Source organism: Mesotoga sp. UBA5825, assembly GCF_002432955.1.
Taxonomy (GTDB): domain Bacteria; phylum Thermotogota; class Thermotogae; order Petrotogales; family Kosmotogaceae; genus Mesotoga.
Genome location: NZ_DJHG01000083.1, coordinates 17,533 through 43,742, shown reverse-complemented (window position 1 = coordinate 43,742; position 26,210 = coordinate 17,533). Strand labels below are relative to the sequence as shown.

22 protein-coding genes and 1 pseudogene are annotated in these 26,210 nt (G+C 45.7%); 12 read left to right on the top strand and 11 right to left on the bottom strand.

Annotated features, from left to right (window positions below):
* Positions 1-351: 351 nt before the first annotated feature.
* From B3N33_RS08165 to B3N33_RS08150, 4 genes are all read left to right on the top strand, one after another.
* Positions 352-942, top strand: coding sequence for a glycerol-3-phosphate acyltransferase (locus tag B3N33_RS08165; protein ID WP_292589863.1), 591 nt, complete (start codon positions 352-354; stop codon positions 940-942).
* A complete protein-coding gene (locus B3N33_RS08160) occupies positions 939-2,096 on the top strand; it encodes a glycosyltransferase (protein ID WP_292589864.1) in 1,158 nt (385 codons plus the stop codon). Before B3N33_RS08165 ends, B3N33_RS08160 begins: the two co-directional genes overlap by 4 nt.
* 75 nt (positions 2,097-2,171) lie before the next feature.
* Complete coding sequence (locus B3N33_RS08155; protein ID WP_292589865.1) at positions 2,172-2,939, top strand: metallophosphoesterase; 768 nt, start codon at positions 2,172-2,174, stop codon at positions 2,937-2,939.
* Between the two features lie 141 nt (positions 2,940-3,080).
* A complete protein-coding gene (locus B3N33_RS08150) occupies positions 3,081-4,016 on the top strand; it encodes an inorganic phosphate transporter (protein WP_292589866.1) in 936 nt (311 codons plus the stop codon).
* On the opposite strand, the gene B3N33_RS08145 is transcribed toward B3N33_RS08150, so the two are convergent.
* The gene (locus tag B3N33_RS08145; protein WP_292589867.1) at positions 4,017-4,658 is read right to left on the bottom strand and encodes a TIGR00153 family protein; all 642 of its coding nucleotides are present in this window, start codon (positions 4,656-4,658) and stop codon (positions 4,017-4,019) included.
* A 300-nt stretch (positions 4,659-4,958) separates the two neighbouring features.
* Between B3N33_RS08145 and B3N33_RS08140 the strand changes: the two genes are divergently transcribed.
* The 5 genes from B3N33_RS08140 (at position 4,959) to B3N33_RS08120 (ending at position 8,692) form a co-directional block, all read left to right on the top strand.
* Positions 4,959-5,882, top strand: a complete 924-nt coding sequence (locus tag B3N33_RS08140; RefSeq protein ID WP_292592939.1) for a GNAT family N-acetyltransferase — start codon at positions 4,959-4,961, stop codon at positions 5,880-5,882.
* A gap of 167 nt (positions 5,883-6,049) precedes the next feature.
* Positions 6,050-6,799 carry a DUF2087 domain-containing protein gene (locus B3N33_RS08135; protein ID WP_292589869.1) on the top strand — a complete coding sequence of 250 codons (750 nt, stop codon included), beginning with the start codon at positions 6,050-6,052 and terminating at the stop codon, positions 6,797-6,799.
* A gap of 156 nt (positions 6,800-6,955) precedes the next feature.
* Positions 6,956-7,426, top strand: coding sequence for a GNAT family N-acetyltransferase (locus tag B3N33_RS08130; protein WP_292592937.1), 471 nt, complete (start codon positions 6,956-6,958; stop codon positions 7,424-7,426).
* 92 nt (positions 7,427-7,518) lie between these two features.
* A complete protein-coding gene (locus tag B3N33_RS08125; protein WP_292592935.1) occupies positions 7,519-8,022 on the top strand; it encodes a flavodoxin family protein in 504 nt (167 codons plus the stop codon).
* 241 nt (positions 8,023-8,263) lie between these two features.
* The gene (locus tag B3N33_RS08120) at positions 8,264-8,692 is read left to right on the top strand and encodes a hypothetical protein (RefSeq protein WP_292592933.1); all 429 of its coding nucleotides are present in this window, start codon (positions 8,264-8,266) and stop codon (positions 8,690-8,692) included.
* On the opposite strand, the gene B3N33_RS08115 is transcribed toward B3N33_RS08120, so the two are convergent.
* Positions 8,689-10,356, bottom strand: a complete 1,668-nt coding sequence (locus B3N33_RS08115) for a sensor domain-containing diguanylate cyclase (protein ID WP_292592931.1) — start codon at positions 10,354-10,356, stop codon at positions 8,689-8,691. The two genes, B3N33_RS08120 and B3N33_RS08115, sit on opposite strands and share 4 nt — an antisense overlap.
* A 126-nt stretch (positions 10,357-10,482) precedes the next feature.
* On the opposite strand from B3N33_RS08115, the gene B3N33_RS08110 reads away from it, so the two are divergent.
* Entirely contained in the window at positions 10,483-12,321 is a 1,839-nt protein-coding gene (locus tag B3N33_RS08110) for an LTA synthase family protein (protein ID WP_292592929.1), read from the top strand.
* 180 nt (positions 12,322-12,501) lie between these two features.
* On the opposite strand, the gene B3N33_RS08105 is transcribed toward B3N33_RS08110, so the two are convergent.
* The 8 genes from B3N33_RS08105 to B3N33_RS08070 form a co-directional block, all read right to left on the bottom strand.
* A complete protein-coding gene (locus B3N33_RS08105; protein WP_103134404.1) occupies positions 12,502-13,341 on the bottom strand; it encodes a carbohydrate ABC transporter permease in 840 nt (279 codons plus the stop codon).
* Positions 13,342-13,350: 9 nt separating this feature from the next.
* Positions 13,351-14,217, bottom strand: a complete 867-nt coding sequence (locus B3N33_RS08100; protein WP_103134405.1) for a carbohydrate ABC transporter permease — start codon at positions 14,215-14,217, stop codon at positions 13,351-13,353.
* Between the two features lie 59 nt (positions 14,218-14,276).
* Positions 14,277-15,587: an ABC transporter substrate-binding protein gene (locus tag B3N33_RS08095; RefSeq protein ID WP_214061563.1), complete on the bottom strand. Its 1,311-nt coding sequence runs from the start codon at positions 15,585-15,587 to the stop codon at positions 14,277-14,279.
* Positions 15,588-15,758: 171 nt separating this feature from the next.
* Positions 15,759-17,141, bottom strand: coding sequence for a PLP-dependent cysteine synthase family protein (locus B3N33_RS08090; RefSeq protein WP_292589871.1), 1,383 nt, complete (start codon positions 17,139-17,141; stop codon positions 15,759-15,761).
* A 30-nt stretch (positions 17,142-17,171) separates the two neighbouring features.
* Complete coding sequence (locus B3N33_RS08085; protein WP_292592925.1) at positions 17,172-19,346, bottom strand: xanthine dehydrogenase family protein molybdopterin-binding subunit; 2,175 nt, start codon at positions 19,344-19,346, stop codon at positions 17,172-17,174.
* Positions 19,347-19,511: 165 nt separating this feature from the next.
* The gene (gene ade / locus B3N33_RS08080; RefSeq protein WP_349682159.1) at positions 19,512-21,260 is read right to left on the bottom strand and encodes an adenine deaminase; all 1,749 of its coding nucleotides are present in this window, start codon (positions 21,258-21,260) and stop codon (positions 19,512-19,514) included.
* 63 nt (positions 21,261-21,323) lie between these two features.
* Positions 21,324-23,270, bottom strand: coding sequence for a threonine--tRNA ligase (gene thrS, locus B3N33_RS08075; protein ID WP_292589874.1), 1,947 nt, complete (start codon positions 23,268-23,270; stop codon positions 21,324-21,326).
* A 13-nt stretch (positions 23,271-23,283) separates the two neighbouring features.
* Complete coding sequence (locus B3N33_RS08070; RefSeq protein ID WP_099829693.1) at positions 23,284-23,661, bottom strand: RidA family protein; 378 nt, start codon at positions 23,659-23,661, stop codon at positions 23,284-23,286.
* A 57-nt stretch (positions 23,662-23,718) separates the two neighbouring features.
* Here B3N33_RS08070 and B3N33_RS08065 point away from each other — a divergent pair, with 57 nt between their 5' ends.
* Entirely contained in the window at positions 23,719-24,504 is a 786-nt protein-coding gene (locus tag B3N33_RS08065; RefSeq protein ID WP_292592920.1) for an SPL family radical SAM protein, read from the top strand.
* On the opposite strand, the gene B3N33_RS08060 is transcribed toward B3N33_RS08065, so the two are convergent.
* Positions 24,505-24,984 carry a hypothetical protein gene (locus tag B3N33_RS08060; protein ID WP_292589877.1) on the bottom strand — a complete coding sequence of 160 codons (480 nt, stop codon included), beginning with the start codon at positions 24,982-24,984 and terminating at the stop codon, positions 24,505-24,507.
* A gap of 320 nt (positions 24,985-25,304) precedes the next feature.
* Between B3N33_RS08060 and B3N33_RS08055 the strand changes: the two are divergent.
* Positions 25,305-26,210, top strand: a pseudogene (locus B3N33_RS08055) (ABC transporter substrate-binding protein); the annotation flags it as partial.

Sequence of the window (26,210 nt, the reverse complement as noted above, 5' to 3'; positions counted from 1 at the left end):
TCATCTTTACCATCCTTTCCGATATTCGATGAGATTTTATCATTTACTTCAGGTCTTGCAGAAATCAAGCTATTCGCTCTCAAGAAGAAGCGCTTTGCCCGGTTTGCTATGTATAATTGACTTCTCATGGTTCAATAGAAGCAGAGAGTTGATATCGTGAATCCTGGGCTCAGTCGACATACAAGTGGCTCTCTCCTTTGTAAGTTGTTTAGAAGAAGATACCAAGTCATAAGCGAAATCGTAGCTCGGAAAGAAGTTTGGACTGTCAACAAGAGGAGAGATCTCTCCTCGTCAAGCATTCGGGGCATTAAGATGAGGAAAGTAATATGCTCTATGCCGGAGGAAGATTTGATGTTCATCCTGTGGACTCTCATTGGCTTTTTTTCAGGCTCAATAATGTTTTCTAAAATGATTTACGAGAAGACGACCGGTAAGAAGATCAGGGAGATTGGCGACGGCAACCCGGGATGTTCCAATGTGATAAGGGGAGCAGGACTAGCACTTGGGTTGTTTGCGATGGCGCTCGACTACTTCAAGGGGTATCTTCCCGTGTTGCTCGCCCTTTCGATTGGAGGAATTTCCGGCTGGGAGATAGTACCCGTCGCAGTCTCTCCGGTTCTGGGTCACGCCTTTTCACCCTTTCTGCGAATGAATGGAGGTAAGGCTGTAGCAGTCTCTTTCGGCATCTGGTCAGGTGTAACCCAATGGGTCGGACCTTCAATAATCGGAGCGTTTATGTTGTTATTCTCATTCGTCATTAATCCCAGGACCGATGGCTGGAAGGTAATTCTTAGCATGTGCGGCCTCCTGATCTTTCTCGTCGTTCAGAAGGACGTTATTGCTATCTCAATTTGGACAATAAACACAACAATCCTTGCTTTCAAACACAGGGATCAGCTTGCTTTTCCCATAGCATTCAGGTTTCGGAGGAAGGAAAAATGACCTCTCTTCTCTCCCAGTCAGTTTCAGTTGCTCTCTTCCTAGGTATGATGTTTTTAATTTCAGTCTCTAACGCGATTCTGATGAAAAAGATCAGCCGTTTCGAAAGGGTTCTGCATGGCCCTCTGGTTTCAGTACTGATTCCTGCCAGAAACGAAGAGAAAAACATCTCGAGGTGCGTTTACTCCCTTCTTAATCAAGATTACCGCAATCTCGAACTAATCGTACTCGACGATAGCTCATCCGACGCAACACTCCAAATCCTTGAATCAATGAGAAGTGAGTTTAACAACCTCAGAGTAATTAAGGGAGAAGCTTTGCCAGAAGGATGGCTTGGGAAGCACTGGGCATGCCACCAGCTTGCAAGAGAAGCGAAGGGAGAGATCCTCCTTTTCACAGATGCCGATACCGTTCACGCTTCCCCCACAATTTCACACGCTGTAAGCGTCATGATTAGAGAAAAAACAGATCTGTTGACGGCCGTGGTTAAGGAGAAGACCGACACGCTGGGTGAGTTGATAACTATACCATTTATGATTCACAGTGTCTTCTCGATCTTTCCACTCATTATCGCGTATGGCAAGAGGTGCAAATCACTCGCGGCAGCCAGCGGTCAGTTCATGATGTTCAGGAGGCTATCCTATCTCTCAATCGGAGGCCATGAGGCCGTGAAGGACCACGGGGTCGATGATATCTCTCTTGGCAGGCTGATAAAGAAGGCTGGGATGAAGTGGAGACTGTACGATGCTTCAGATCTTGTAGAGTGCAAGATGTACGATGGATTCAAAGCCGCATATTTGGGCTTTCTCAAGAATTACTTCTCCCTGTTTGACTACAGAATAGTCCCCGCTGCCTTTGTTTGGGGTTGGATGCTTACTTTGGATTTCTTTCCTCTCACTGTAGCTTTACTATTCATTCTTGGAGCCGCCGTTCCAGAGTCCGCCGGGATTCTGTCTCTGATTAGTCTGACACTCTCATTCGGTATGTGGCTTCTCGCCAGCGTTAAGTTTTCACTCAGGCCCCTGGTGATTATTCTGTATCCGCTGATCACACTCGTCTCATCAATTATCGGATTCCATTCGATAGTTGCTCACCTTTGTGGAGCTACGAAATGGAAAGGTAGGGTGCTTGTAAAGAAGAAATCACGGTTATTTTAGTGACTGCCTGAACCGACTGCTGAATAATCATGTAGAATCGGTTCGCATGACACAACTTTATGAGGGAATGGTTTTTTGAAGCATTGGAAGATCTGGTTAATTGTTGCCGGCATAATCGCCTACATTTTTTTGATAGAACCAAACATTCTGACGATCGAAAGGCTTACGTTCTCGGAAGAACCTTCGGCGAAAATTGCCTTCTTTGCCGATATTCACATTTGGATGAAGAAACCCATTCACGATCATCTTCTTGAAAGGCTCGTCGACGAAGGTGTAGATCTGATTCTATTTGGGGGCGATGTTTTGTCTCCTTATACAGATATGGAGTTTATGAAGAATTACTTTTCGCAACTAGTCAGAATAGCGCCCGTTTATGCCGTATATGGAAACTGGGAGGAATCCGAGACAGATGTCATGGGGAAGATCTACGAGGAGCTGGGGATAAACGTGATTCATACCCGCTCGACTGTGATTCAAATTGCAGGAAAAAAGCTGGGATTGACGGGCACTCCGTCCCATCATTACTTCTCGTGGACTAAGTTCCTTCCTGATGATGAGTATGATCTGAAGATACTCATGGTCCATGCACCTAATATGCTCGAAGAACATCCTGACATTCTTGAAAAATTCGATCTTGTGCTGGCAGGACACACTCACGGGGGTCAATTCTACATACCCTGGCTTACAGAAATCATCCTGAAGAGCTCTAGAGGTTTTAGTGGCGATTACTATCGCGGGCTTTACGAAACAAACGGAACAAAGATTTTCGTTACTAGAGGTATAGGCGGCTGGTTTCCCGGAAGACTGGCAAGTCCTCCCGAGATCTTATTCATCGAGTTCTGAATTCCGCCTATTCTCCAATGGATTTCCCTTCAGTTTCTGCTACCTTCGTCTCTTTCTGCCCGATCTCTCAAAGATGGCTTCGAATCTATGTAATACCGTGATATAATCTATCAACTTTTCTTTCTCCCTATGGAGGCTAATATGTTCTTTGCGATAATTCCGGCAGTTGTTTTTGGCTGGGCATTAGGGGCAAACGACGCTGCGAATGTATACGGTACGGCGGTTACTTCGGGACTTGTGAAATATCGTGTTGCGGTCGTGTTGTCGGCGATATTCATACTAATCGGTTCACTGCTTGAGGGTTCCCGAGGTCTTGAAACGATCTCGAGTGTAAGCACCCAGACGCTTCTTACTGCTTCAATAAGTACCATAGGAGCCGCTCTTTCCATGATTGTAATGACATATTTGGGAATTCCTTCTTCTTCATCTCAGGCAATGATGGGAGCGATTCTCGGAATCGGAATTCTGAATTCCACTGTAGACTGGTCAGTACTGACAAAGGTGGTCATTTGCTGGGTAACAACACCCATAGGAGCCGCTGCAGGTGCGTTCTTCCTTTATAAGATCTCGGCGGTATTCTTTCGAAGAATAAAGACTATCCAGGCCCAGGACTTGTCTCTGAAGGTAGGAGCTTTGATCATTGGCGCGTATGGCTCTTACGCTCTGGGCGCCAACAATGTTGCAAATGTTACTGGACCGTATGCCGGAATCATACCCCTGGAAGTCGCCGCTCTCGTAGGCGGATTGAGCATCGGCCTAGGCGTGTTGACTTTCAGCAAGAGGGTCATGTACACTGTTGGAAAGCAGATTATCCAGCTAGATCACTTCTCGGCCGTAATAGCTGTTCTCGCCCAGGCAATTACGGTATGGATCTACGCTTTAATTGGAGTCCCTGTTTCAACTTCACAGGCAATCGTTGGTGCAGTAATTGGTGCTGGACTGGCAAGAGGCTCGACAAACATCAACTACAAAATCCTTCGAAACATCGTTCTTGGTTGGCTACAGACCCCTTTGATCGCTGGACTAGTTTCAGTTGGGCTGTACCTTTCGATTAACGCTATCAGAGCTCTCTTTTGATCAAACCCTTCTCTTGAGCACGATAATTTCCATTCTGTCGGAACAGTCTTCAGAGAGATTCGCAATATCACCTATTGATAGAACAAGTTCCCGGAGCTGCCTCTTCTCTGCGAGGGACAAATTCATCTCGAAGATCTTCTTGACTAGAGCTCGCTCGTGACTGTCTTCAATGTTTTCGAGTCGTTCAGTCTCCTTGATTTTCTCTTCGGCAATGCTTAGCTCTTGAAAGAGATTGATAGCCGCTTCCTTTGATGTCTCATATGTCTCAACAGCAAGCTGTAACTGTTTTAGAAGATCGGCCTTCAGTTCTGCCGGGATCACAAGACGCTGCAGCTCAATCTGGTCAACGACATTCTCTGCTTCATTGGCCACCTTATCGAAGGATTCCGCCAGACCAAGAAAATCTCCGCGGAAGTTTGGAAGAAAAGCACCCTGATACATCGCGTTTTCCATCTCGCGTCTCTTTGCATCGGCGGCCGATTCCATTTTTCGTACCTCTTCCGAATAGATCTCCACAGAAGATAGGTCATCATTCTGGATGGAAATGAATACCTTTTCAAGGTTTTCGAGAGTTCTTGAGATGAAATCCAGATGCTCATGAAAAAGCTGAATAATCGCCACTTCTTTCTTACCAAAGAACATAAGAGGTCCACCTCCGGGCATCAGAATACTAGCAAATCTACTAGAGCCTCCGTTTCCCTTCATCTCATCACACCCTGTCATCTTTATCTGCTTTGGTGTACTTGAAAGACTCTAATAGATTCTATTATTTATATATTATGCCACTTTTACCTCAGAGTTATCCGACTGGTTCTCGAGAAAATGAACTATGATGAATTAAGCTGAGCACGAATTCAAATTCCAATATACTTATAATGTAAGTGGTGATTATCAGAATCCTATGAAGCGGCGAATGCTTCTCGGTTTCACGGAGGCGATTTTGTGAGAATAGTCGGCTACTCTAAAGAATACACAGATCAGATGTTAGCCATTCAGTGCAGTTACGAGAAAGATCACCCCTATGCGGAGAGGTTCACCGCGGATGATCTCAAGAACCCCTTGTTAAATGGGAGAAAAAACATTCTTTTGGCCATAAACGAAAGAAGAGTGCTCGGTTTCTCCAGATTTCTTTCCCGACAGAACTTCTCAAGAGTTCACTTTCATCACATATGGCTCGACATAAATGTAGCCGACTCTCCCGCTACCAACTTGATGTCACTTCTGTTCGAGGCTTCACTCCCTTTGATCTCCGAATCCACAAACTCTTTTTTTCCTGCAGCTGGAACTAGAATCTGTGTAAGGATTGCCGAAAGCGAAAAGACAAAGAGAGATTTCTTCTCGTCTTTGGGGTTCACTCGATGGAAGGATTTCAATTACATGGAAAGAGACTTGAAGGATGAAGTCGTTTCTTATCCACTTCCCGAAGGTCTATCAATGTCAAGACTTAGGCCCAGAAAGGAACCTGAGATTATCAATTATCTACGTGCAGAGCAATCGTGTTTCCCTGACTCGCCGCTCGAGTACAAGTATCTCCACTACTTCTTCAACAGACCTTACTGGAAGAAAGAGGGAGTGATCCTTGCAGCATTGGACGGCAAAAGCTCAATTGCAGGCAGTGTGATGATCTATCCTGACAGACTGAACAACGAATACTGTTTCACGGAAGAGATCTTTGTCGTTGAAAAATGGAGAGGAAAGCGTCTCGCGCGGGCACTGGTCTCTAATGCCCTTGACTATCTCCGGAAGGCCGGGAAAAGAAAGGCGTTGCTCTCTGTTACTTCTGACCGTCTCGCGGCAAAACGCATCTACGAAGATGCTGGTTTCACCACAACATATAGCAAGGAAGTGCTGTCTGTAGAGATCTGAGTACTTTCACCGAGGTAGAGTGAACGATCAGATCACAGTCAGTCATCTCCAGATGATTACCCATTACATTTGATAATCCTTCTTTTGTCTATATATAAGTAAACATTGCTCTACATTGTTTGCAAAACCTTGTTTTTCTCTTATACTCTTATTCGGGAGGTGAGATAATGGAATCATCGGAGCTTTTCTGGGATAGCAGCATTGAAGAACTTGAAGCCGGCTACAAACTCCTTAACGATTCATTTGTCTGTCTTGCTTGTGGGAAGACCTTCGAAAAGGGTATTGTCTTCAAAAGCAGTAACGATCTGTTGATGGATGCCGAGAAGGCAGTAAATGAACATATTTCTTCCTGCCACGGGTCGGCCTTTAGTACCCTATTGGAACTCGATCGCAAGTACACAGGCCTATCTGAACAACAACAGACCTTGATGCGGCTATTCTACAAGGGCATGGGTGATAAGGAGATCGCAAGAGAACTAAGCCTTAGTCAGTCAACTGTTAGAAATTATCGCTTTAGGTTGAAGGAAAAGGCAAGGCAGGCAAAAATCTTCCTCGTACTCCATCTTATGATGGAAAGAAGCGTCGGCAAGGAAGACAGAATTGTTGACGTACATAGAAACGCCACCATGATCGATGAACGATATGCTGTGACCGAGGCCGAGCGCAATGAAAGAGTGGCGAGATTCTTCGGTGAAGACCGGAAATTGGCGAGATTTCCAAAGAGAGAAAAGGACAGAGTGATTGTCCTGAGAGAGATTGCTAAAGTCTTCAAGCCAGGTGTGAAGTATACCGAAGAACAGACAAATGAGAATCTGAGAAAGTTCCATGATGACTACGCTCTTCTTAGGAGATATCTGATTGAATACGGTTTGATCGATCGAAGGCCCGATGGGAGTTGTTATTGGTTGGTATTCTAGTCAATATGAACAATATCTTACACGTCTAAGGATAACTGCTAATCACTCCGGATAACGGAAATCCTCATAATAGGACTTTACACACGTTAACAATTGACGATGTTATAATGGTGTTGGTTATACAAACGAATAGCTATTTCACACGGAGGTGGTTCTTTGAAGTTGCTAACAAAAACCGACAAAATAACGATCAAACGACTTGAGAATCGAGAGAAAGTTGAGAGTGATATAGGAATAGGCAGAATCGTCGAATTCCTTCACAAGCATTTGGAAGAGTACGGTGACGATAGACAGGCCATAAGAAGATCCATAGATTACGCTTTCTCTAACGAAGAAGGAAAAGGCGGATTTGTTTTGGCGGCCATGGAGGGGGAAAAGGTTCTCGGTGTTTCGGTTATCAACGATACCGGAATGAAGGGGTACATTCCTGAACACATATTGGTCTATATTGCTGTCGACAAAACGGCAAGAGGTACCGGCATCGGAAAGAAGCTCATCAAACAGATAAAGAGATTATGCAACGGAGATATCGCCTTGCATGTCGAGCAGAATAATCCTGCAAGATTCCTTTATGAGAAGATGGGTTTCAAAACTAAGTACGCGGAAATGAGATTCACCCAAGAGTAGTATTCGAAAGAGAAAGGAAACCACTTGGAAGAAAAGGAAATATGTGAGAGAATAATAACGAGAATAATAGTCGGATATAGGAGGTAAGATTTATGCCTAATGAAGATGATAAGAAGATTCTCGTTGTCTATTACTCTCACGATGAGAGTACTAAATCGATTGCAGAGTCTATAGCCAACGAAACGAATGCAGATTTGCTAGAGCTAAGACCTATAGAGAAGAAGGGCGGAAGAAAGGTCAGGTATATCTGGGAAGGCAAAAGCGTCAGCATGGATCCCGTGCCTGAGCTTGAACCCTATTCGATCGATCCGAATCAATATGACCTGATATTCCTTGGTTCGCCTGTCTGGGCGATGAGCTACGCACCACCGATGGAGAGCTTTTTAAAAGAAGCAAATCTCTCTGAAAAGAAGATAGCTCTTTTCTGCACTCATGAGGGCCTTATGGGGATAGTTTTTCAGGAGATGATTAGCAAACTATCGGCCAACAAGATAATTGGAGCTGTTGATTTCTACGATCCAATCGGATCTGGCGTCAATTATGCGGCCAACGCTAGCGTCAACTGGGCTAGGCAGGTGCTGAAGTCAATCAGCTAGATTTGAGAAGAAGTTCTTGTGCAATTTAACTCTTGCCGTTTTTAAGGCTTGAGTTTTTTAAGCCCCAGCCTTTTTCAGACTATGACTTTCATTAGTTCAAAGGGAAAAGGCTAATAACTAAGTGATGCTCTTGCTCAGCTGGTCGTGCTTGACTAACTGTTGTGAACTCTGATAAGACAGACAAATGAGGTATAATCTACGCGTAGAGATCTTTGTCAGGAGTCAGAGGAGATGATTTTTAGTGGAAGATCACAGATGGATCTATCTGATAATCCTTTTGCAGGCAGTTCTCTTAGGTACTGTGCTTTTCTTCGGCGACACTCTGTTTCGCTCTTCTGTAGAAAGCTCCTTTGCTCGCGAGGCAAGCATAAGAGAAACCGGCAGTTCTCTTCTTCGTGAATACATGAAGCGATACGAAGATCGTGGGCTTCCTCCGGAGTCGAGACTGACGGGATTCTTAATTGAGAATATGAAGGTCCATGAGGAATCCAACGGTATAGCCATACTAACCGCATCGATTTCCATTAAGCCTCTCGATATCGACAGCTGCAAGTGGAATTCGTTGGGTTCTCGCGAGGGAAACTGGATAAAGGACATAAGGATTTCTGTCTACCTTGAAGAGGGTCCCGATGGCAACTTTTCGATCGTGAGAACAGTCCCTTCTATTTAGCTCTGACTCTCTCTGAAAACGCGTAAGCGGTCCTTACCCTTACTTTTGGCTTCATACAATGCGGAATCGGCGCGGTGTATCATACGGTCAATATCATCCCCATCACCCAGAAAGCTGGTAATTCCAATGCTGACGGTTATTTCTGCCCTTTCTTCAATGGTTCTCTTCTTCAAGTGGTCAAGTATTCTCTCCGCCATAGATTCCGCTCCCTCCAGAGTTACTTCCGGCAAGACAATCAAGAACTCATCGCCTCCCCATCTAATAACCTGATCGGTACTCCTGATAATCATTCTAACCGACTCTACCAACCAGGAGAGAACCGAGTCACCATAAACGTGACCGAAAGAGTCGTTTATCCCTTTGAAATCGTCAATGTCGAGCATCATTAGCGACAAGGGTACAGAGTGTCTGATTGATTTTTCAATCTCTACAGAAGTGAACTTCTCCAGACCATTCCTGCTGAGTGCTCCCGTCAGAGGATCATTGTAAGTGAGTCTTGTGATCTCTCCTCTGTTCCTTATTCCATTGATGGCTTCGGCCCCATGAGCGGCCAAAATCTCTGCAAGCTCTACGTCTTCACTATCAAAAGCGTCAAGCTCGGTAGAAATCGTCTGAAACACACCGAAGTTGCCTATTGGAATGCTCAAAGCAGAGCGATAATCACTGCTTTTTGGTTTTGCCTCGATGCTTATTGAGATATCCGGGAAGACAAGTGTCTTGCCTTCCCTCAGAGTTCTTCCGGCAATTCCCTCGTGCTTGTTGTAGCAATCATCCCCTTTATCGGGAACGGAATTTGTAACTCTCTTTACTACCAGAAAATCCCCCTCCACAATATCGAGACTATATACATCGAACTCCAGTATCTTCTGCGAAGCTTCCACGATGAGGTCGTACACCCTTTCCTCACTATCGGCTTTTGAAAGCTTCAGAGCTATTTCGTGAAGCTTCTTGATCTTGTTCCTGCTTTTCTTAAGCTCAAGCTTAGCTCTTTCGCTATCTGTTATGTCGACCGAGTACTTTGCCCGGCCCGTATGCGAACCATCCCACTGAAAGTCGACAATGAGGCTCCTGAAATATCTCTTGGTCTCTTCTGATCCAACAGACTCAATGAAGGGCTTCCCTTCAGACGAAACCGATAAGGCGGAAATGTCAAAACCCGCTTCCTTCGCTCTCTTGTTGAAGAATACAGAGTCAAAGTTGCTGTCGTAAAAGCAAAGGGCAACGGGAGAATTCTCCAAGATTCTGACCAGGTTAGCGAATAGGCGTTCCCGGTTCTTGTATCTTGCCAAGTAGTGCTCGAGCTCCTCGAACACTACCGAAACGAGACTTTCATCGCTCCTTTCCGCATGACCCAGATAATACCTGCCCTTGTCAAGAACCTCTGAGCAAAACGCGAAGTCAACTTCCCTCCTAGGATGCGCGCTGAGGATGATAGAGGAAAGATCCTCCACACCAAGAACTGAGGATAATCTGTCAATGTCTTCTCCTGCCCGCGAAATCTCATTAAAAAGCGGACTAGATTCATCTAGACCACAGATTTTCTCAAGAATTGTCCTGCCATCATATAACCCGAAGACAAGTTCGAGTTCTCTATTCTCCTTCACTGAAGAATAGGGGCTTTCCGAGTCAAATCCATCTGCGAAGAAATGTAATTCGTCACACATCCATAATCATCCTCCTGCTTTTTGGATTATGCAACTCTGTGCCATCATATCGACGCATTGAACGTTTCGGCGTAAATTAGTATAATTCTACTGCCCGCAAAAATCTGAGTTTAGGATGCGATTCGCATGAAAAGGATTCATCAATGGACAACCAAAACAATTACCGTTATGATCGTTCTGATCCTAATAAAATCGTTGATATTTTACGGTTATACTGCAGAGCTTGCAAGAGCATCGATATTGCTTGGAACACTAGCATGGATGTCGTTCTTGATGCTGCTTTTCTGGATTGTATTCAGGGGAAAGTTCTTCCTACTCTACTGCATAATCTCGTGTATACTATTCGTAGATTTCATATACTTCCAGTATTTCGGATTTCTACCTTCAGTTAAGGAGCTCATTCATGTAGGCCATGTTGGAGCCGTAAGAGAAAGCATTATGTATGTCCTTAATCCTATTAGCTTTATCTTCATTGTCGACTTGATTCCAATAGGACTGTATCTAAGGAAGAAGACTTTGAGAGCCTCGGAAGGAACAGTAAGAAAACCGGGGTATCCAGATACTCTTGTGACGATAATTCTGCTCATTAGTCTGCTCATCCCTTTCTCGTCAGAGTCTTTGCAGCCTTATTTTGTCTTCAACAGATATGGGGTGTTTGCCTATCACATGTTCGACCTGGTAAGAGCGATTCCAGGAGTTGATAGAGGAATAGAAGTTGATGAAAGGGTCTCTTACGAAGGCTATATCAACAAGATGGCCGATAAGGGAAAATACTTCTCCGTTGCAAAGGATAGGAACGTCATCATGATCCAACTAGAGTCATTTCAGGACTTCTTGGTAGGTTTTGAGTACAATGGGCAGGAAGTAACTCCTAATATAAATAAGATTGTCTCACGTGATTCGATTTACTTCGAGGAGATCTATCAGCAAATAGGTGCTGGCAATACATCTGACTGCGAGTTTGTTGTGCTCAACTCAATGCACGCTCTTGGGGAGGTTTCCGTTTATCAGACAAGAGAAAGCAACAGCTTCTATGCTTTGCCTTCACTAATGAAATCAAAAGGGTATCATACAGTTGCATTTCATGGAAACAACGGATGGTTCTGGAACAGAGAGAATATCTACCCTTCATTAGGGTTTTCGGATTTCGTAAGCCTTGAAGACATGGAAAGCGACGAGATCATCGGATTTGGGCTTAGTGATTCCTCTCTTTTCAGACAAACTCTGGAGCATCTAGGGCTTCTTGAGGAACCGTTCTTTGCCTTCATAGTAACGCTTACAAGCCACAATCCATACGATATGCCAGAAGAACTGAGGGGACTGAATTTGCTGCCCGAACATGAAGACACGCTTTTTGGTAACTATATTCAGTCCGTTCATTACGCGGATGAAGCGCTCGGTCATTTCGTTGAGGGGCTGAAAGAATCAGGTCTCTACGAGGATTCCGTGATCGTCCTTTACGGTGATCATGCGGGTCTATACCCGTTCAACAAGGAAAACAAGGACATACTTACCGAACTCTTGAAAACAGAATACGATTTCACACAGGCTATGAACATACCTCTGATCTTTCACATACCCGGTTCCGAAATCCAGGTAACTAGCTCTACCGTAGGAGGACAGATTGATCTGTTCCCGACACTTCTCAATCTTATGGGAATAGTGGAACGAAATGGGATTCTGTTTGGAAGGGATCTACTAAACATCTCGTTTGGGTTCGCCGCTCTCACCCATTACGTCCCCGAGGGATCATTCATAGACGATAATAGGGTCTTCATAATGTCAAGCGATGGAATACTTAAGAACAGCAAAGCAATTGACAGGAAGAGCGGTATAGAGATAGTTCCTTTCAGTTGCCTGGACGGATATAAAGATTCCATACAGCAGATAGCTGCGTCGAAGTATTTCATACTCAACGACTCGATATCGAATCTGACTGGCGCAAAAAGCGCCAAAGAAGACTAGACCCTGAAAGCAGAAGAACCAAGAGAGGTCTCGCTTTGTCGCTTTGCATTAAGCACTGTTTTGCTCTGCTGCAGAAGATGTCAAGAGATCTATCGTTTCTCTATTCTCCCTGAAGAAGTTGATATAACACGGAACTTTATCTGTTTTTTCTTGCTTATCTTATGCGCGCTCCTGGTCGACTTATTCCTTTATGCCTGTGCCGACGAGGCTTTTCACAAAGAGGTTCTGCAGCAAGAAGAAGACCAGTAATGTGGGAATCACTGCAACCATCGTGCCGGCCATAATAATACCCCAATTGTTCGCAGATTCGGCATCAATTAGCATCTTGACTCCGATCTGGACTGTCTTCATTTTGTCTTCCATTGTGACTATCAACGGCCAGAGATAGATATTCCATGAATAAACGAAGTTTATGATCGCGGAGCCTGCGATAACCGATTTTGAAAGAGGCAAGAGTATTTTGAGGAAGTATTTGATCGGTCCGGCACCATCGATCCTTGCAGCGTCCTCCAGAGAAAGGGGAATCGTCATGAACTGCTGTCTCATCAGAAAAGTGTTTGTTGCGCTGGCCATAAACGGAATAGTAAGGGCCCAATATGTATTCACCCATCCAAATCTGTTCATAAGCGAGAAGAGAGGAACTATCATTATCGTCTCTGCCGGCAGAAAGAGCGTTGCAAACAGAAAACCGAAGGCCAGTCCTCTTCCGGTGAACCTAAAGTTTGAAAAGGCGTATCCCGCAAGCGTTCCCGTTACGAGCTTGCCAAGAGTAATCGCTGTTGACACGATTGCGCTGTTCAGAAGAAGGCGTGCAAAAGGAACTGTCTTGAAAGCATCGAAGTAGTTCTTGATATAAAACGCAGTCGGGAAAAACTTCGGAGGAAAGGAAAAGACACTTTGAGGCGGCTGAAGGCTCATTGTAATAGCCAAGATCACCGGCATGATGAAAATGAAAGAGACCGAAATCAGCACGACTTCAATAATCACTGTATTCAGTAGTTTCCTAGTAGACTTCTTCATAGCCGCACCTCATTGGTAGTGAACTCGCCTTTCTGCAACGGCAAAGTAGATGATAGTAACAACTACCATAATCATGAACATTATTACGCTCTGAGCCGAGGCAGGTCCTCTTTTCTGGAAAGTGAAGGCATCCAGATATAGCCTATAAATCATGTTTGTCGTGTACCCTGCAGGACCTCCTCTTGTCATCACGTCTACTATTGCAAATGAGGAAAACATCGTACTAACAATATTCATAATTACCAGATAGAAAGTTATCGGAGAAACCATGGGGAAGATGATTCTCCAGGTTTTTTTCATCACCCCGGCCCCATCAAGAGTTGCAGCTTCGAGAAGGTCTCCCGAGACGTTTTGAATACTCGCGATATAGAATATCATATTGAAAGGCAGTATCTTCCAGACAGTGGCGAAGAGCAAGGCATAGAATGCATACGGTTTCGAAGTCAACCATTCGACCTGAACTCCGAAAAGCTTCATGAACGCATAGTTGACATGACCAACAACCGGGTTGAGAAGGAAGGTCCACAGTGTGCCGGCAATCGCCGGAGAAACAGCATAAGGCGCAAAGAGAAAGGTTCTGTAAAGCTTCGTCCCCGGGACGTTTTGAGTAAGGAGCATAGCAATTATGAAGCCGAGGAATACAGATAGTGTTACAGAAAGCCCAACATAGACCACCGTTAGTTTCACTGAGGAGAGATACTGCTCATTGTTGAAAAGGTTTATGTAATTCTGAATTCCCACAAATGTCGTTTTGTTGCCAAAGGTGGAGACTCTGTAGAGACTCATCCTGAATGCTTCTACTGCAGGATAATAAATGAATAAAACAATAACTAGAAAGGTAGGTACCAGCAGAAGGTATGGTAACCACTTTCGCATTCTACACCTCCAGCATTAAGCGGAGCGGGCAGTCAGCCCGCTCCAACTAAAGAAAAGTATCAGTAGTTAGCTTCGTTATAATCGCGAATTGCCTTTGTTGCACCGTCCTCGGCATATTTTAGCGCCTGTGCAGGTGTCATTTCCCCTGCAATCATCTTCTCGATGGCAGTGGTCACAACCGTCCTGATCTCAGGAAAAGCGCCAGTTATTGCACCGTTTGTATTGTAGCTTTGCACAGAAAGCAGCAGCTGCAGTAACGCCGTTAGGTGATCGGGATAATCACCATAGTAACCACTTGCAACAAGCTTTTCAACCGAGTCTTTCCTGACTGGGAAGTAGCCGGTCGCCTTGTGCCACTCAATCTGCTGCTCTGTTCCGGCCATGAATTTTATGAATTCCCATGCTGCCCTTGTTTCTGCTTCAGGATGGCCATCAATCAACCACAGACTTCCTCCGCCGATAATCGCTCCTCCGGCCTTTGAGTCTGCCGGTCTAGGCAAGAAAACACTGCCAAGTTCAAATCCGTTTGCCTCTGCAGATTCCATCATAAGAGCTACATCTGAAGTTGAAGTCATGAGCATTGCGGCTTTCTGAGAAATGAACAGGTTTCTTGCTGCGGTCCAATCCTCAAATTTCGTGTTAATCATGGTGCCTTCTTGGGACATGGCATTCCACCATTCAAAAATCGCAAGACCCTCTGGCGTGTTAAACACAGCTGCAGTAGGTCTCCCCGTTCTACCATTGTTCTGATTGATAAGCGGAGCATCTTGAGCTGCCATAAGCTGTTCAAAGAACCAGGAATTCAAAGATACAGTAAAGCCTGCCTGCTCAACATTCCCCGAGGCATCCTTCACAGTGAGCTTTCGCGCCACATCGATGAAGCTCTCGAAAGTCGTTGGTGGATCGTTGGGATTCAAGCCTGCTTTCTCAAAAAGCGTTTTGTTATAAAATACGATGGCATTAGAAGAGTTGAAGGGCATAGAATAAAGCTTGCCGTTCACTCTGTAATAGTTCAGCACCTGAGGCATGAACTTCCCGATGTCAAAGGACGGATCGGCCTCCATCATCTCTTCGATTGGAATTGCGACCTCTCCATCAATCATCATCTGAGTACCAATTTCGAAGACCTGAACGACATGAGGAGCCGTTCCTGCCTGAACCCCGGCGATCATCTTGTTCAGAGTGTCTCTGTAGCTTCCAGTGTACTGCACTTCAACCTTGATGTCAGGGTGCAATTCCATAAATGCATCTGCCTGAGACTGCAGAAAGTCAATTCTCCAGCCACCCATTGCATGCCAGAACTGGATTGTTGTTGCAGAAAGTGCGAGTGAGAAGATCAGCACAATTGACAGAAGAAGAAGCTTTCTCAAAAGAACCACCTCCAGAATTGAGTTAGGAACTTAAGCCAAAGCAACTGCTCAGACCAACAAAGAGAAAACCGCGCAGCTTTGACAGGGGCGGTTTTCTCTTTGTCAGTACCACCATGTTTTCATTGTACTACAAAGCTTACAAAAAACAAAACATAGAATTACGCTTCCAGACTATCTGGTTTTTTCGCGGTAGTCTAGGAGGAGCCTGTCGATCTCACCAATCTTTCCACTTTCAGCCTTCCAGAAATCTTGAGACATTGTGCTGTTGAGTTCGTCAACTGTCTTCCCCTGTTGTTCAACCCAGGTATAATACTTCAAATTGTGCCATCTCATGCGGTTCTCCATTGTCCCTTCGAATATCCAGTCCGTCTTTGCTCCAAGGGCAAACGATTCGAACCTGTGCTTTGCTTCATCCCTGGTGAGGCTACCGTAAGTCTTCGTCATGTTCGCCATCACAGAATGATAACGATCCATGTTGTCTGTAGCAATGGTCACGATGTTATCTTTGTCGGTCATTTTGTAGTGCTTCGCCATCTTTATCGCACCGACAACATTCGCAACTCCCGAGATACCAAATATATCTGCCATTGTCTCTACATCTTCTTCCTTCAAAAACTCCTTCAAGAAGCTCTTGCCCTCGCCATCGGTCATAACCTGGAGCAATTTCTTGCATTCGATGTCGTCAAGCGCGACAACGGCATCGTTGTTCATCACATTGTGAATCCAGGTCACGTGTTTGTCTCCGATTCCCTGAATGTCGTGGCCGCCATAGCCATTGAGCGAAAGAGTCGGACACTGCACAGGCTCACCGGCAACGATTTTGACCTCAGGATACACTTCTTTTATCCTGTCTCCACAAGCTATTGTTCCGGCAGAACCGACGGTTGCAACGACCGCGGAGACCCTGCCGTTGCCGAGCCTGAGCTCGTCCATCATCTCCAGAATCGTGTTTCCTGTCACATAATAATGAAATCTGTAATTTCCGAGCTCTTCAAACTGATTGAGAACACGAACTTTTTCTGGATTGGCTGCCTTCAATTCTTTTGCTTTGTCGTAAATCTCCTTCACGTTCGACTCACAACCGGGGGTTGCTATAACTCTCGCACCATACTCTCTAATTATGTCGAATCTCTCAGAGGACATCTCTTCCGGCAGAATTACCACGGAATCGAATTTCATTCTGCAACCTACCCAAGCCCCGCCAATTCCATAGTTCCCCGTGGACGGCCAGACAAGGGTGTGATAAGTTGGATCTACCTCTTTTCGCAGAACCTTCTCCATCAAGATTGAATATGTAGCCCCCACCTTGTGGCTGCCCGTCGGGAAATCCTTTCCGTACAGGACAACAATATTTGCATCGACTCCTGTAAATTCTTTTGGAAGTACGAAGTAGTAGATCCTGTTTTCAATGTCTCTCCATGAGATGTTAAACAGGTTGATCGGATCCAGAGGATCTTCCTTTCTCATCTTCCAGGCGATCTCTCTCGTTTTTCTGTCGATCTTATCTGGATGCAGCATTTCTTCGAACGTTGGACCAAGCACAAACTTAGCCATTATAAGCCTCCTTGTTAACTAACTACTGTATTATGAAGAAAAATCACTTTCAGTTAGTCGAAGCACGTACTCAGGAGTAACCGGTACCTGCCTTACTCGCCTTCCTATAGCCATAGAAACAGCGTTAGCAACTGCTGCAGGAACAGGCATAAGTGAGGGCTCGCCTATCCCCTTGGCTCCATATGGCCCTTCTGGGAAGGGGTCTTCAACGACATCAATGACCAACTCATGAGGGATTTCGTGGACCGTTGGAATAATGTAAGTGTTGAAATTATCTGAAACGATCCTTCCATCTCTCTGCTTCAAATCCTCGTAAATCGCGTACCCCATCCCCTGAGCAAAACCACCTTGTATCTGACCAATAACTCCTTCGGGATTTACGGACTTTCCCACGTCATGAGCTGTGAAAGCCTTCAAAACTTTGATTGAGCCCGTTGCTAAATCGACTTCAACCTGTACAACCTGACTCGCATAAGAGTAGGTAACGTATGCCTCGCCTATCCCGTTTTCCATGTCAAAACTCAATTTTGGAGTCTCATACCAACCTGTCTCAAACAACTTGACATTTCTCTTGTAGGCCTCTTCGACTATTTCATCGAATCGCATTCTCTTTCCATCTTCATCATAAACAGAGCCGCCTCCAAACTTCACACCGGCGAGACTGCCACCCGTTATTTCGCAGAATACGCCAACCAATTTCTCTCGCAATGCAATACATGCGCTTCTTACCGCGTTCCCTGAATAGATAGTAGTCCTGGAGGCCACTGTCGGTCCACTGTCAGGGACAAAGGCCGTGTCCGGCTGATGGACAAGGATTTTTTCTATACTCTGACCCAGCTCTTCGGCAGCCATTATCGCAATTACTGTTTTTGCGCCCTGTCCCATTTCCGTTCCACCGATTCTTACTTCTACAGATCCGTCTCTATTAATCAGAACGTGCGCACCCGACTTGTCAAGAGCCTGTCCACCGGCGCCAAGACTTACTCCATAGAAGATGTGAGAAACTCCCACACCCCTCTTAAAATCATCGTTTTCCTTGTTGAACCGCTCTGTCTCTGCCACAAGTCTCTGCCAGTTCGAAGCCTTCTTGACTCTCGATAGAGTCTCCGGTGCTCCGACACTGTTAAGCAGAAGATGATCTGTAGAAGTTCTCGATCCTCTCTTTAGCGTGTTGATTTCTCGGAACTCCATGGGATCGAACCCCATCTGAAAAGCTATATCATCAAGCATACTTTCAACTGCAAAGAGAACCTGCGGCGATCCAAAACCCCTGAAAGCTCCGGGTGGAACCTTGTTGGTGTAGACGGCGCAAACATCGACGTCCACATTATCAATTTCGTAAGCTCCGGCCGCATGCACAAGCGTCCTAAACATGACGATTGGTGTGAGCGTGGCATAAGCTCCCATATCCATATAAGCCTTAATCTGCATCGCCTTGATTTTCTTTCCTTCAAGCGCAACTTTATAATAAGACTTAACTGGATGGCGCTTAGAAGTGGTCTGAATATCGATCTCTCTTGAATAAATGAGCTTCGCAGGTCTTTTTAAATTGTATGCTGCTACGGCCGCATAAGAAGCAACGTAAGACGGAACGTCTTCCTTACCTCCAAACGCTCCGCCCGTCTCGGTCTGAATTACTCTGACCCTGCTCATCGGGACACCGAGAACGTGTGACACTGCCCCCTGCACATAGTAAGGGCACTGCATCGATCCGTATACAGTGAATCCGTAGTCGATATCCGGAACCACAATTACTCCCTGAGGCTCCATATAAGCCTGCTCTTGATAATGGGCATAGAATTCCCCTTCAAAAACGAGTTCTGAGTTCTCGATATATTTCGAGGCATTGCCCTTTCTTATCCTCTTCGACACACCAACGTTCGTATCCTCATGGACCAGAATCTCATTCTTCAAAGCGTCTTCTATTGTCAAAACCGGCTCCAATTCCTGAATCTCAACTTTGACCAGATCCGCGGCTTCTTCGGCAATTCTCTTGCTTTGTGCGGCAACCACAGCTATAACATCACCGTAGAACCTGACCTTTTCCCCTTCCCTGACCAAACATGGCATATCCCTCACCACATCGCCTAGCTGATTCTCACCGGGAATATCCTTCCAGGTGAAGACACCTTCCACACCGGGGAGCCTTATGGCAGCTGAAACGTCAATCGACTTCAGAACTCCGTGCGCCTTCCTCGCGATCACGAGAGCACANNCGATTTGAGAATACCGTGTGCTTTCTTCGCAATAACCAGAGCACAACAGACCTGTCTGTCAAAAGAAACGTCGGCAGCGAATTTAGCCCGGCCATCGACCTTCTCCAGGGCATCTACCCTCTTGATTCTTCTGCCAACAACTCTCTCTTGTGAATCAGACATCTTCATCCTCCTCAACGAAAAGCGGTACGAAATCGTTCTTCTCTACATCGACGAGACCGAGATTCGTTAGCTTCAACTTGGGAATAACTGAAAGCTGAACAAAAGAGAGCGTCATGAAAAGGTCAGGAAGAATGCTTCCCATTGATCTTGTCGCTTCCTTCAACTCCACCAGTCTCTCAGCCACTTCCCTGCTTGTCAGATCCGACATCAGTCCAGCGATCTTCAGAGGCAGTTCAGATATTATCTTTCCATCTACTACTGCAACAAGACCTCCACCCATGTCAATCACTCTATTGGCGGCAAAAACCATGTCTGAATCACTAACCCCCAAGACTCCCAGATTGTGAGAATCATGACCGACAGATGTTGCCACTGCCCCCTTCTTCAACCCAGATCCCTTCGCAAATGCTACCGACATGGATTTCCCTTCACAATATCTGCAAATAGCGGCGAGCTTCAAAACGTCTCGAGAAGTATCGCTGACTGCTTTTCCTTCCTCTACCTTCGCCTCCACGATGGAGCCTCCTGTAAGAACCTCGCTCCCAAGAAGCTCTATCACCCTAATGAATTTACTTCTGGCTCGGACAGCCAGGTCGCTCTCATTGATTCTCTGGCACTTGAATGTATTCGTTTTTTCCTGCGGAAAGCTTCTGGATATCACGTCAGCAACCAATTTTCCATCTCTTGCAACCACCCTGGAGTCTTTGAAAACCATTCTGGGGTTGAAGGACTTGAGGTCATCGACCACTACTAGGTCCGCCTTGTATCCGGGCGCGATGGCACCCATCGATCTAAGATTGTAATGTCTAGCCGTATTGATGGTCGCCGCCCTTATTGCGATTATCGGATCTATCCCGTGTTTTATGGCCTTTCTAATATTGTGATCGATATGACCTTCTCTGATGATGTCGTCGGGGTGCTTGTCATCGGTACAGAAAGAGACGAACGGATAGGTCTTGTCATTTATTAGTGGAAGAAGCGGAACGAGGTTTCTCTCAACACTGCCCTCTCTCATGAGAATCTGCATTCCTCTTGAAAGCTTCTCACGCGCCTCCTCAACATATGTGCATTCATGCTCCGATCGCACAAAGGCGCAAATGTAAGCATTGAGCGGTTTGCCAAGAACTCCAGGGATATGTCCATCTATCTTCTTGTATTTGTGACGGATCAATTCGATTTTCGCTATTGAATCACGATCACCGTTTATGATATCGGGGAAATTCATCACCTCTCCCAGCCCGAGAACTCTGTTTTGAAACTTCTCCACAAAGCCTATCATATCCATTACACTGATCGTTGCGCCGGAGGTCTCCATTGTTGAAGCAGGGACGGCCGAAGGAATCATGATATACAGATTGACAGGAACACCTTCCGTAGATCTTATCATGTACTCTATACCGGTAAGCCCCATTACGTTTGCAATCTCGTGAGGGTCTGCTATTGCGGTCGTGGTTCCTCGTGCAAGAATCGTCTTGGAGAATTCGACGGGCGATACCATAGATGATTCTATGTGAAGATGCGCATCAATAAGGCCGGGCACTACGAATGAGCCTTCAAGATCTATAACTTCAACACCTTCTTCGTAATCGCCAATTCCGGCTATTCTCTTCCTGAAGAGAGCAAGATTCGCTTCTTCAACCTCGCCACTGAACACATTGACCACTTTGCAGTTCTTCAGCAGAACGTCGGCCGGCTTGTCACCCCGCGCTACCGGAATAATATCAATGATATTCGTGCCAATCGCCTCCTTTCGAGGAGTTCTCGGATAGGAAAACAAGACCCCCGCATTGCAGGGGTCTCTCTATCATTCAAAAACACTCGTGGCCCTTCTACTTTTGATCTCTTCAGAGAGCTTCTCGATAAACTTGTCGAGTTCAATGGATCCAAGATCTTTTTCACTACGCAGTCTTACCGATACCGTTCCGCGCTCTCTTTCTCTATCACCGACTATCAACATATAGGGCACTTTTTGCATCTGAGCATCCCGTATCTTGTAGTTTGTAGATTTCTGCCTGTCATCAACCTCGACTCTGAACCCCTTGTTCTTCAGTTCAGAAGCGACTGACTCGGCGTATTCGATGTGTCTGTCGGCTATGGGGATGACTGCAACCTGGGTCGGAGCAAACCACGTTGGGAAGGCTCCTGCGAAGTGCTCGATAAGTATTCCCATGAATCTCTCAACTGAGCCGTAGATGGCTCTGTGAATCATAACTGGCTGGTATTCCTCGTTGTCGGAGCCCACATACTTGATTCCGAAGCGCTCGGGCATCATGAAATCGAGCTGAATAGTGGCGCACTGCCATTCCCTTCCTAAAGAATCCTTTATATGGTAATCGATCTTAGGACCGTAAAACGCCCCATCACCTTCATTGACCTTGAACTCCATATTCTTTGCCTTCAGAGAATCTTCAAGTGCCTTTGTAGCAATATCCCAGAGCTCCACTTCGCCCATGTAATCTTCAGGCCTCGTCGAAAGCTCCGCCCTGTACTCGAAATTGAAAGGCGAGTATATCTTCTCTACGAAGTCGATCACGCCCATGATCTCCTGCTGTATCTGTTCTCTGGTACAGAATATGTGAGCGTCATCCTGAACGAAGCCTCTTACCCTGAATAGCCCATGCAGGACACCCGAACGTTCGTATCTGTGGACCTTCCCAAACTCGAAGAGCTTCATCGGAAGATCCCTGTAGCTCACAGACGAGGACTTGTAGACTATGATATGACCGGGACAATTCATTGGCTTTACCGCAAACTGCTGGTCCTCTTTCTCCGTGAAGTACATGTTGTCCCTGTAATGATCCCAGTGCCCTGATGTTCTCCACAGGGCATCCGACATGACCTGTGGCGTACTCACTTCCCTGTAACCGTCCTCTATGTGCTTCTCTCTGGAGAACTGAAGGAGTTGATTCAACACTTCCGTACCTTTCGGAAGGAAAACCGGCATCCCAGGAGCGTATTCGTAATTGATTGTAAACAGACCTAGAGCAGGACCAAGCTTTCTATGGTCCCTCTTCTTCGCTTCTTCTATCATCTTTAGATAAGCTTCGAGATCGCTCTTCTTGGCGAAGGCAGTACCATAAACCCTCTGAAGCATCTTGTTGTTCTCATCGCCTCTCCAGTAGGCCCCGGATACAGATGTGAGCTTGAAATACTTAACCTTGCCCGTCGAAGAAACGTGAGGTCCCCTGCAAAGATCGACAAATTCTCCCTGCTTGTAGAATGTGACGCTATCAGTACCAGTATCCTTTACAAGATCCTCTATCAGCTCTACCTTGTAAGGCTGGCCCTCCTTTTTCATCAGAACTATTGCATCGCTCACAGGCAGCTCGAACCTCTCCACCGTGAGATCTTCCTTGATTATCTTCTCCATCTCGGATTCGATCTTCGGCAAATCCTCTTCAGTTATTCTAATATCTCCCAGATCTATGTCGTAGTAAAATCCATTCTCAATTGTAGGCCCTATGGCCAGCTTGACTTGATCCTTGCCATAGATCCTCATGACAGCCTGTGCCAAAATATGAGACATCGTGTGCCTAAAGAAGACAGCCGATTCAGGATCTTTGTCGAGAATCAGTCTCACAGAAGCATCCCGTTCAATTGGCCTGTCCGCATCCCAGAACTCATCATTGACAACAGCACCGAAGGTTCGTCTGGCAAGGCCCTCGGAAATGTCACTTGCCAGTTCTGATGGTGTTACGCTTTGCCCGTACTCCTTGATTGTGCCATCGGGCAGCTTTATAGAAATACCCATGATATCCTCCTGATTACGGTATTATCGCCACGGCTTCCATTTCTACCAGCGCATTCTTGGGCAAGTTAGAGACTTCAACGACAGCTCTCGCGGGCTTGTGTTCCTTGAAATACGTCATGTAGATTTCGTTTAGTATCGAGAATTTCCCCATATCTCTAACATAGATGTTCACTTTCACGATATTGTCCAGACTCGACCCGCCGGCGGCGATAACCGCGAATAAATTCTCCAGTGACTGTCTGCATGCTCCTTCGAAATCCGTCACCAGTTCACCGGTCAACGGGTTGAGGGGGATCTGTCCAGAAACAAAGAGGAAACCGCCCGCCGCTATCGCCTGAGAATATGGTCCAACCGCTGCCGGCGCCTTGTCAGTACTGATAACCCTCAACACAGTAACACCTCCTATTTTGGTTAATTATATCATTACAGAATAGATGAAGTGACGCATATGCACTTTCAAAAACGCATTCGTGAAGAGAAACACTGTAGAATCTATCTGTATATGATTGAAGAGATAAGAGCAAGCAAAGCCCTTACAAAATCAGGCATCCCTTTGACGGATTTCACGGTCAATCCTTATGTTGGATGCACAATCGGCTGCAAGTACTGTTTTGCAAGGTTTATCGGCCCTTTCAAGTACAGCCGCGGCAGATGGGGCAGAGACGTTCAGGTTCGTAAGAATATTGTCTCTCTTCTGAGGAAAGAGATCACTCACCATCCCAAGCGCGCCGTGTTTCTCAGTACGGCCTGTGATCCATATCAGCATATAGAAGAAAAATACGGCATCACCCGTGAAATTCTGAGAATACTCATCTCTCACCGAATTCCTGTGTTCTTGATGTCAAAATCCGCTTTGATTAGAAGGGATATTGACCTGCTGAAAGCCTCCGAAGGAGAAGCAAGGGTTTTGATAACGGTCACTACGGACATAAACGATGTCAGAAAGATCCTTGAACCCGGTTCATCTTCCTTTGAAGAAAGGCTAGCGACAATCGACATGCTTATTGCCAACGACATCAATGTTGGCGTCTTCGTTGGTCCGGTTCTCCCGATGAACGCAGCAAGGGTTGCCTTCGAGCTTTCAAGAAGGGTCGAAGAAGTACACATAGATCCGATGAACTACATTTTTCAAGTCAGAGACATTTACAGAAAATACGGCTGGCAGAGATGGCTCACTGGCGATGCGTTTGAAAATGTTAAAGAAGAATTCTCCAGATTACTCAAGATCAATTAGCTAGAAAACAAATCCACCCACAATGTAAGGACAGAATTCGGAATTTTCGAGTGACGGCGTGAAATCGAGATTCAAACCGCCCTCAAGAAAAAGACCGGAATCGGAAACGCCTAAGCCGACCGTAACTCCGGCTGGAAGATCCCAGCCTTCGATTTTTGCTCCAAGTACGTCAATCACTCCCCTTACCTGAACCCCCAAACCGGCTTTTATGTATAGAACGGTAATGGGAAGCTTCAGATTAAGACCAACATAACTCAAGAACGGATCCGAGAATTCAATCCTTCTTTCTGAAGGCCATACTTGAGCGACAGGAATATCCAGAGAGATTGGCCCGATACTGCCGAGAAGCGAAAGCCTGGCACAGCTAAGGCTGTTTTGATCAGATTGAATAACATCCACACTCATCCCCAGATCGATCTCCACAGCTATCATAGTGGAAACTAAGACCAAAGAAAGAATCATCAGAAAGAACACCCTCACAGACAACACCCCCAGAAAGAGCCCCTACACAAAATATGCTCTAAAAACTATTATAAACCAATCGCTAGCAAGAAAGCGGATTACCAGCAGCAACTCATGATCCTTTCATGAAAGGTTGTGCGTCAGCGCGAAAGAACCGCGTTGTAAGGCAAGCGTTCATCTGATCTGCTCCTGATATTGAACTGAAACCATTTCAGAAAACAACCTCCGACTGCAATCAGTCCAACTATAGCTTGATAATCAAGCCTATTTTGAATTATTCGATCGTGATCGGCTCTGAAGACATTAAAACCATTCAAGAAAATAATGATACACTGTGCATGATGTATAATGCATCGCGTTCATTTCGTGTTAATCTTTCTTCCCAAAGAACGGGGCTTGCTATAGAAGGCCCCAAATATGGAGGTGTTTGGATGAAGTTAAGCAAGGTACTCGTAGTCGCGATTGTCTTGTTAATCGGGGTTGCGGCATTCGGAGCAACAATCAAGGTCGCATTGGTTGCGCCGTTTACCGGTCTCGGTTCGATTTTGGGCGACTACATCAAGATGGGTGCTCAGTTAGCACTGGAAGAGATCAACGCTGCCGGTGGAATTAATGGAGATATGCTTGAAATGATTGTATACGACGATGCTGCCAATCCTAGCACGGCTTCCAGTGTTATTAGAAGGGCATTATTTCAGGACAACGTAGTGGCAGTTTTTGGACCTAACATGAGCAGTGCGGTTATTGGAGTTCACCCGTTGGCTCAGCAGGCCAAGGTTCCGATGCTAGTCGGTGCTACTTCTCCTTCGTTCAGGTACTCAGTTATTCCCAACGATTTTCTTTTCAGACTCAGAGCTGACGACAAAGTAAAGGTTATTCAGCTTGTGAAATACGCGGTTGAGGTTCTTGGGATTGAAAAACCCGGAATCGTCTACGGATCTACTGATTACTGTCTTGCAGGGCTTGACGTTGCAAAAGAAGAGTTTCCCAAGTACGGAATAGAGATTGTGGCAATGGAACAGATCAAGGAAGGAGACAAGGATGCGACTGGTCAGCTGTTGAAGCTCAAAAACGCAGGCTTCGACGGTTTGATTGGACTTACTCACGAATCCGAGGCCGCCGTTACTGTCAACCAGCTAAGGCAGTTGCAGATTGATGTGCCGATTATCGGTTTCTCTGCATGGGGCGTTCCGGCATTTACAGATCTCGCTCCAGAAGCCGCAATTGGCGTCTATTCTGTTCAG

Bases quoted from the DNA above. Each gene is read 5' to 3' on its own strand.
- B3N33_RS08165 (WP_292589863.1), top strand. From the start codon at position 352: ATGTTCATCCTGTGGACTCTCATTGGCTTTTTTTCAGGCTCAATAATG.
- B3N33_RS08160 (WP_292589864.1), top strand. From the start codon at position 939: ATGACCTCTCTTCTCTCCCAGTCAGTTTCAGTTGCTCTCTTCCTAGGT.
- B3N33_RS08150 (WP_292589866.1), top strand. From the start codon at position 3,081: ATGTTCTTTGCGATAATTCCGGCAGTTGTTTTTGGCTGGGCATTAGGG.
- B3N33_RS08145 (WP_292589867.1), bottom strand. From the start codon at position 4,658: ATGTTCTTTGGTAAGAAAGAAGTGGCGATTATTCAGCTTTTTCATGAG.
- B3N33_RS08135 (WP_292589869.1), top strand. From the start codon at position 6,050: ATGGAATCATCGGAGCTTTTCTGGGATAGCAGCATTGAAGAACTTGAA.
- B3N33_RS08125 (WP_292592935.1), top strand. From the start codon at position 7,519: ATGCCTAATGAAGATGATAAGAAGATTCTCGTTGTCTATTACTCTCAC.
- B3N33_RS08115 (WP_292592931.1), bottom strand. From the start codon at position 10,356: ATGTGTGACGAATTACATTTCTTCGCAGATGGATTTGACTCGGAAAGC.
- B3N33_RS08110 (WP_292592929.1), top strand. From the start codon at position 10,483: ATGAAAAGGATTCATCAATGGACAACCAAAACAATTACCGTTATGATC.
- B3N33_RS08105 (WP_103134404.1), bottom strand. From the start codon at position 13,341: ATGAAGAAGTCTACTAGGAAACTACTGAATACAGTGATTATTGAAGTC.
- B3N33_RS08100 (WP_103134405.1), bottom strand. From the start codon at position 14,217: ATGCGAAAGTGGTTACCATACCTTCTGCTGGTACCTACCTTTCTAGTT.
- B3N33_RS08090 (WP_292589871.1), bottom strand. From the start codon at position 17,141: ATGGCTAAGTTTGTGCTTGGTCCAACGTTCGAAGAAATGCTGCATCCA.
- thrS (WP_292589874.1), bottom strand. From the start codon at position 23,270: ATGGGTATTTCTATAAAGCTGCCCGATGGCACAATCAAGGAGTACGGG.
- B3N33_RS08065 (WP_292592920.1), top strand. From the start codon at position 23,719: ATGCACTTTCAAAAACGCATTCGTGAAGAGAAACACTGTAGAATCTAT.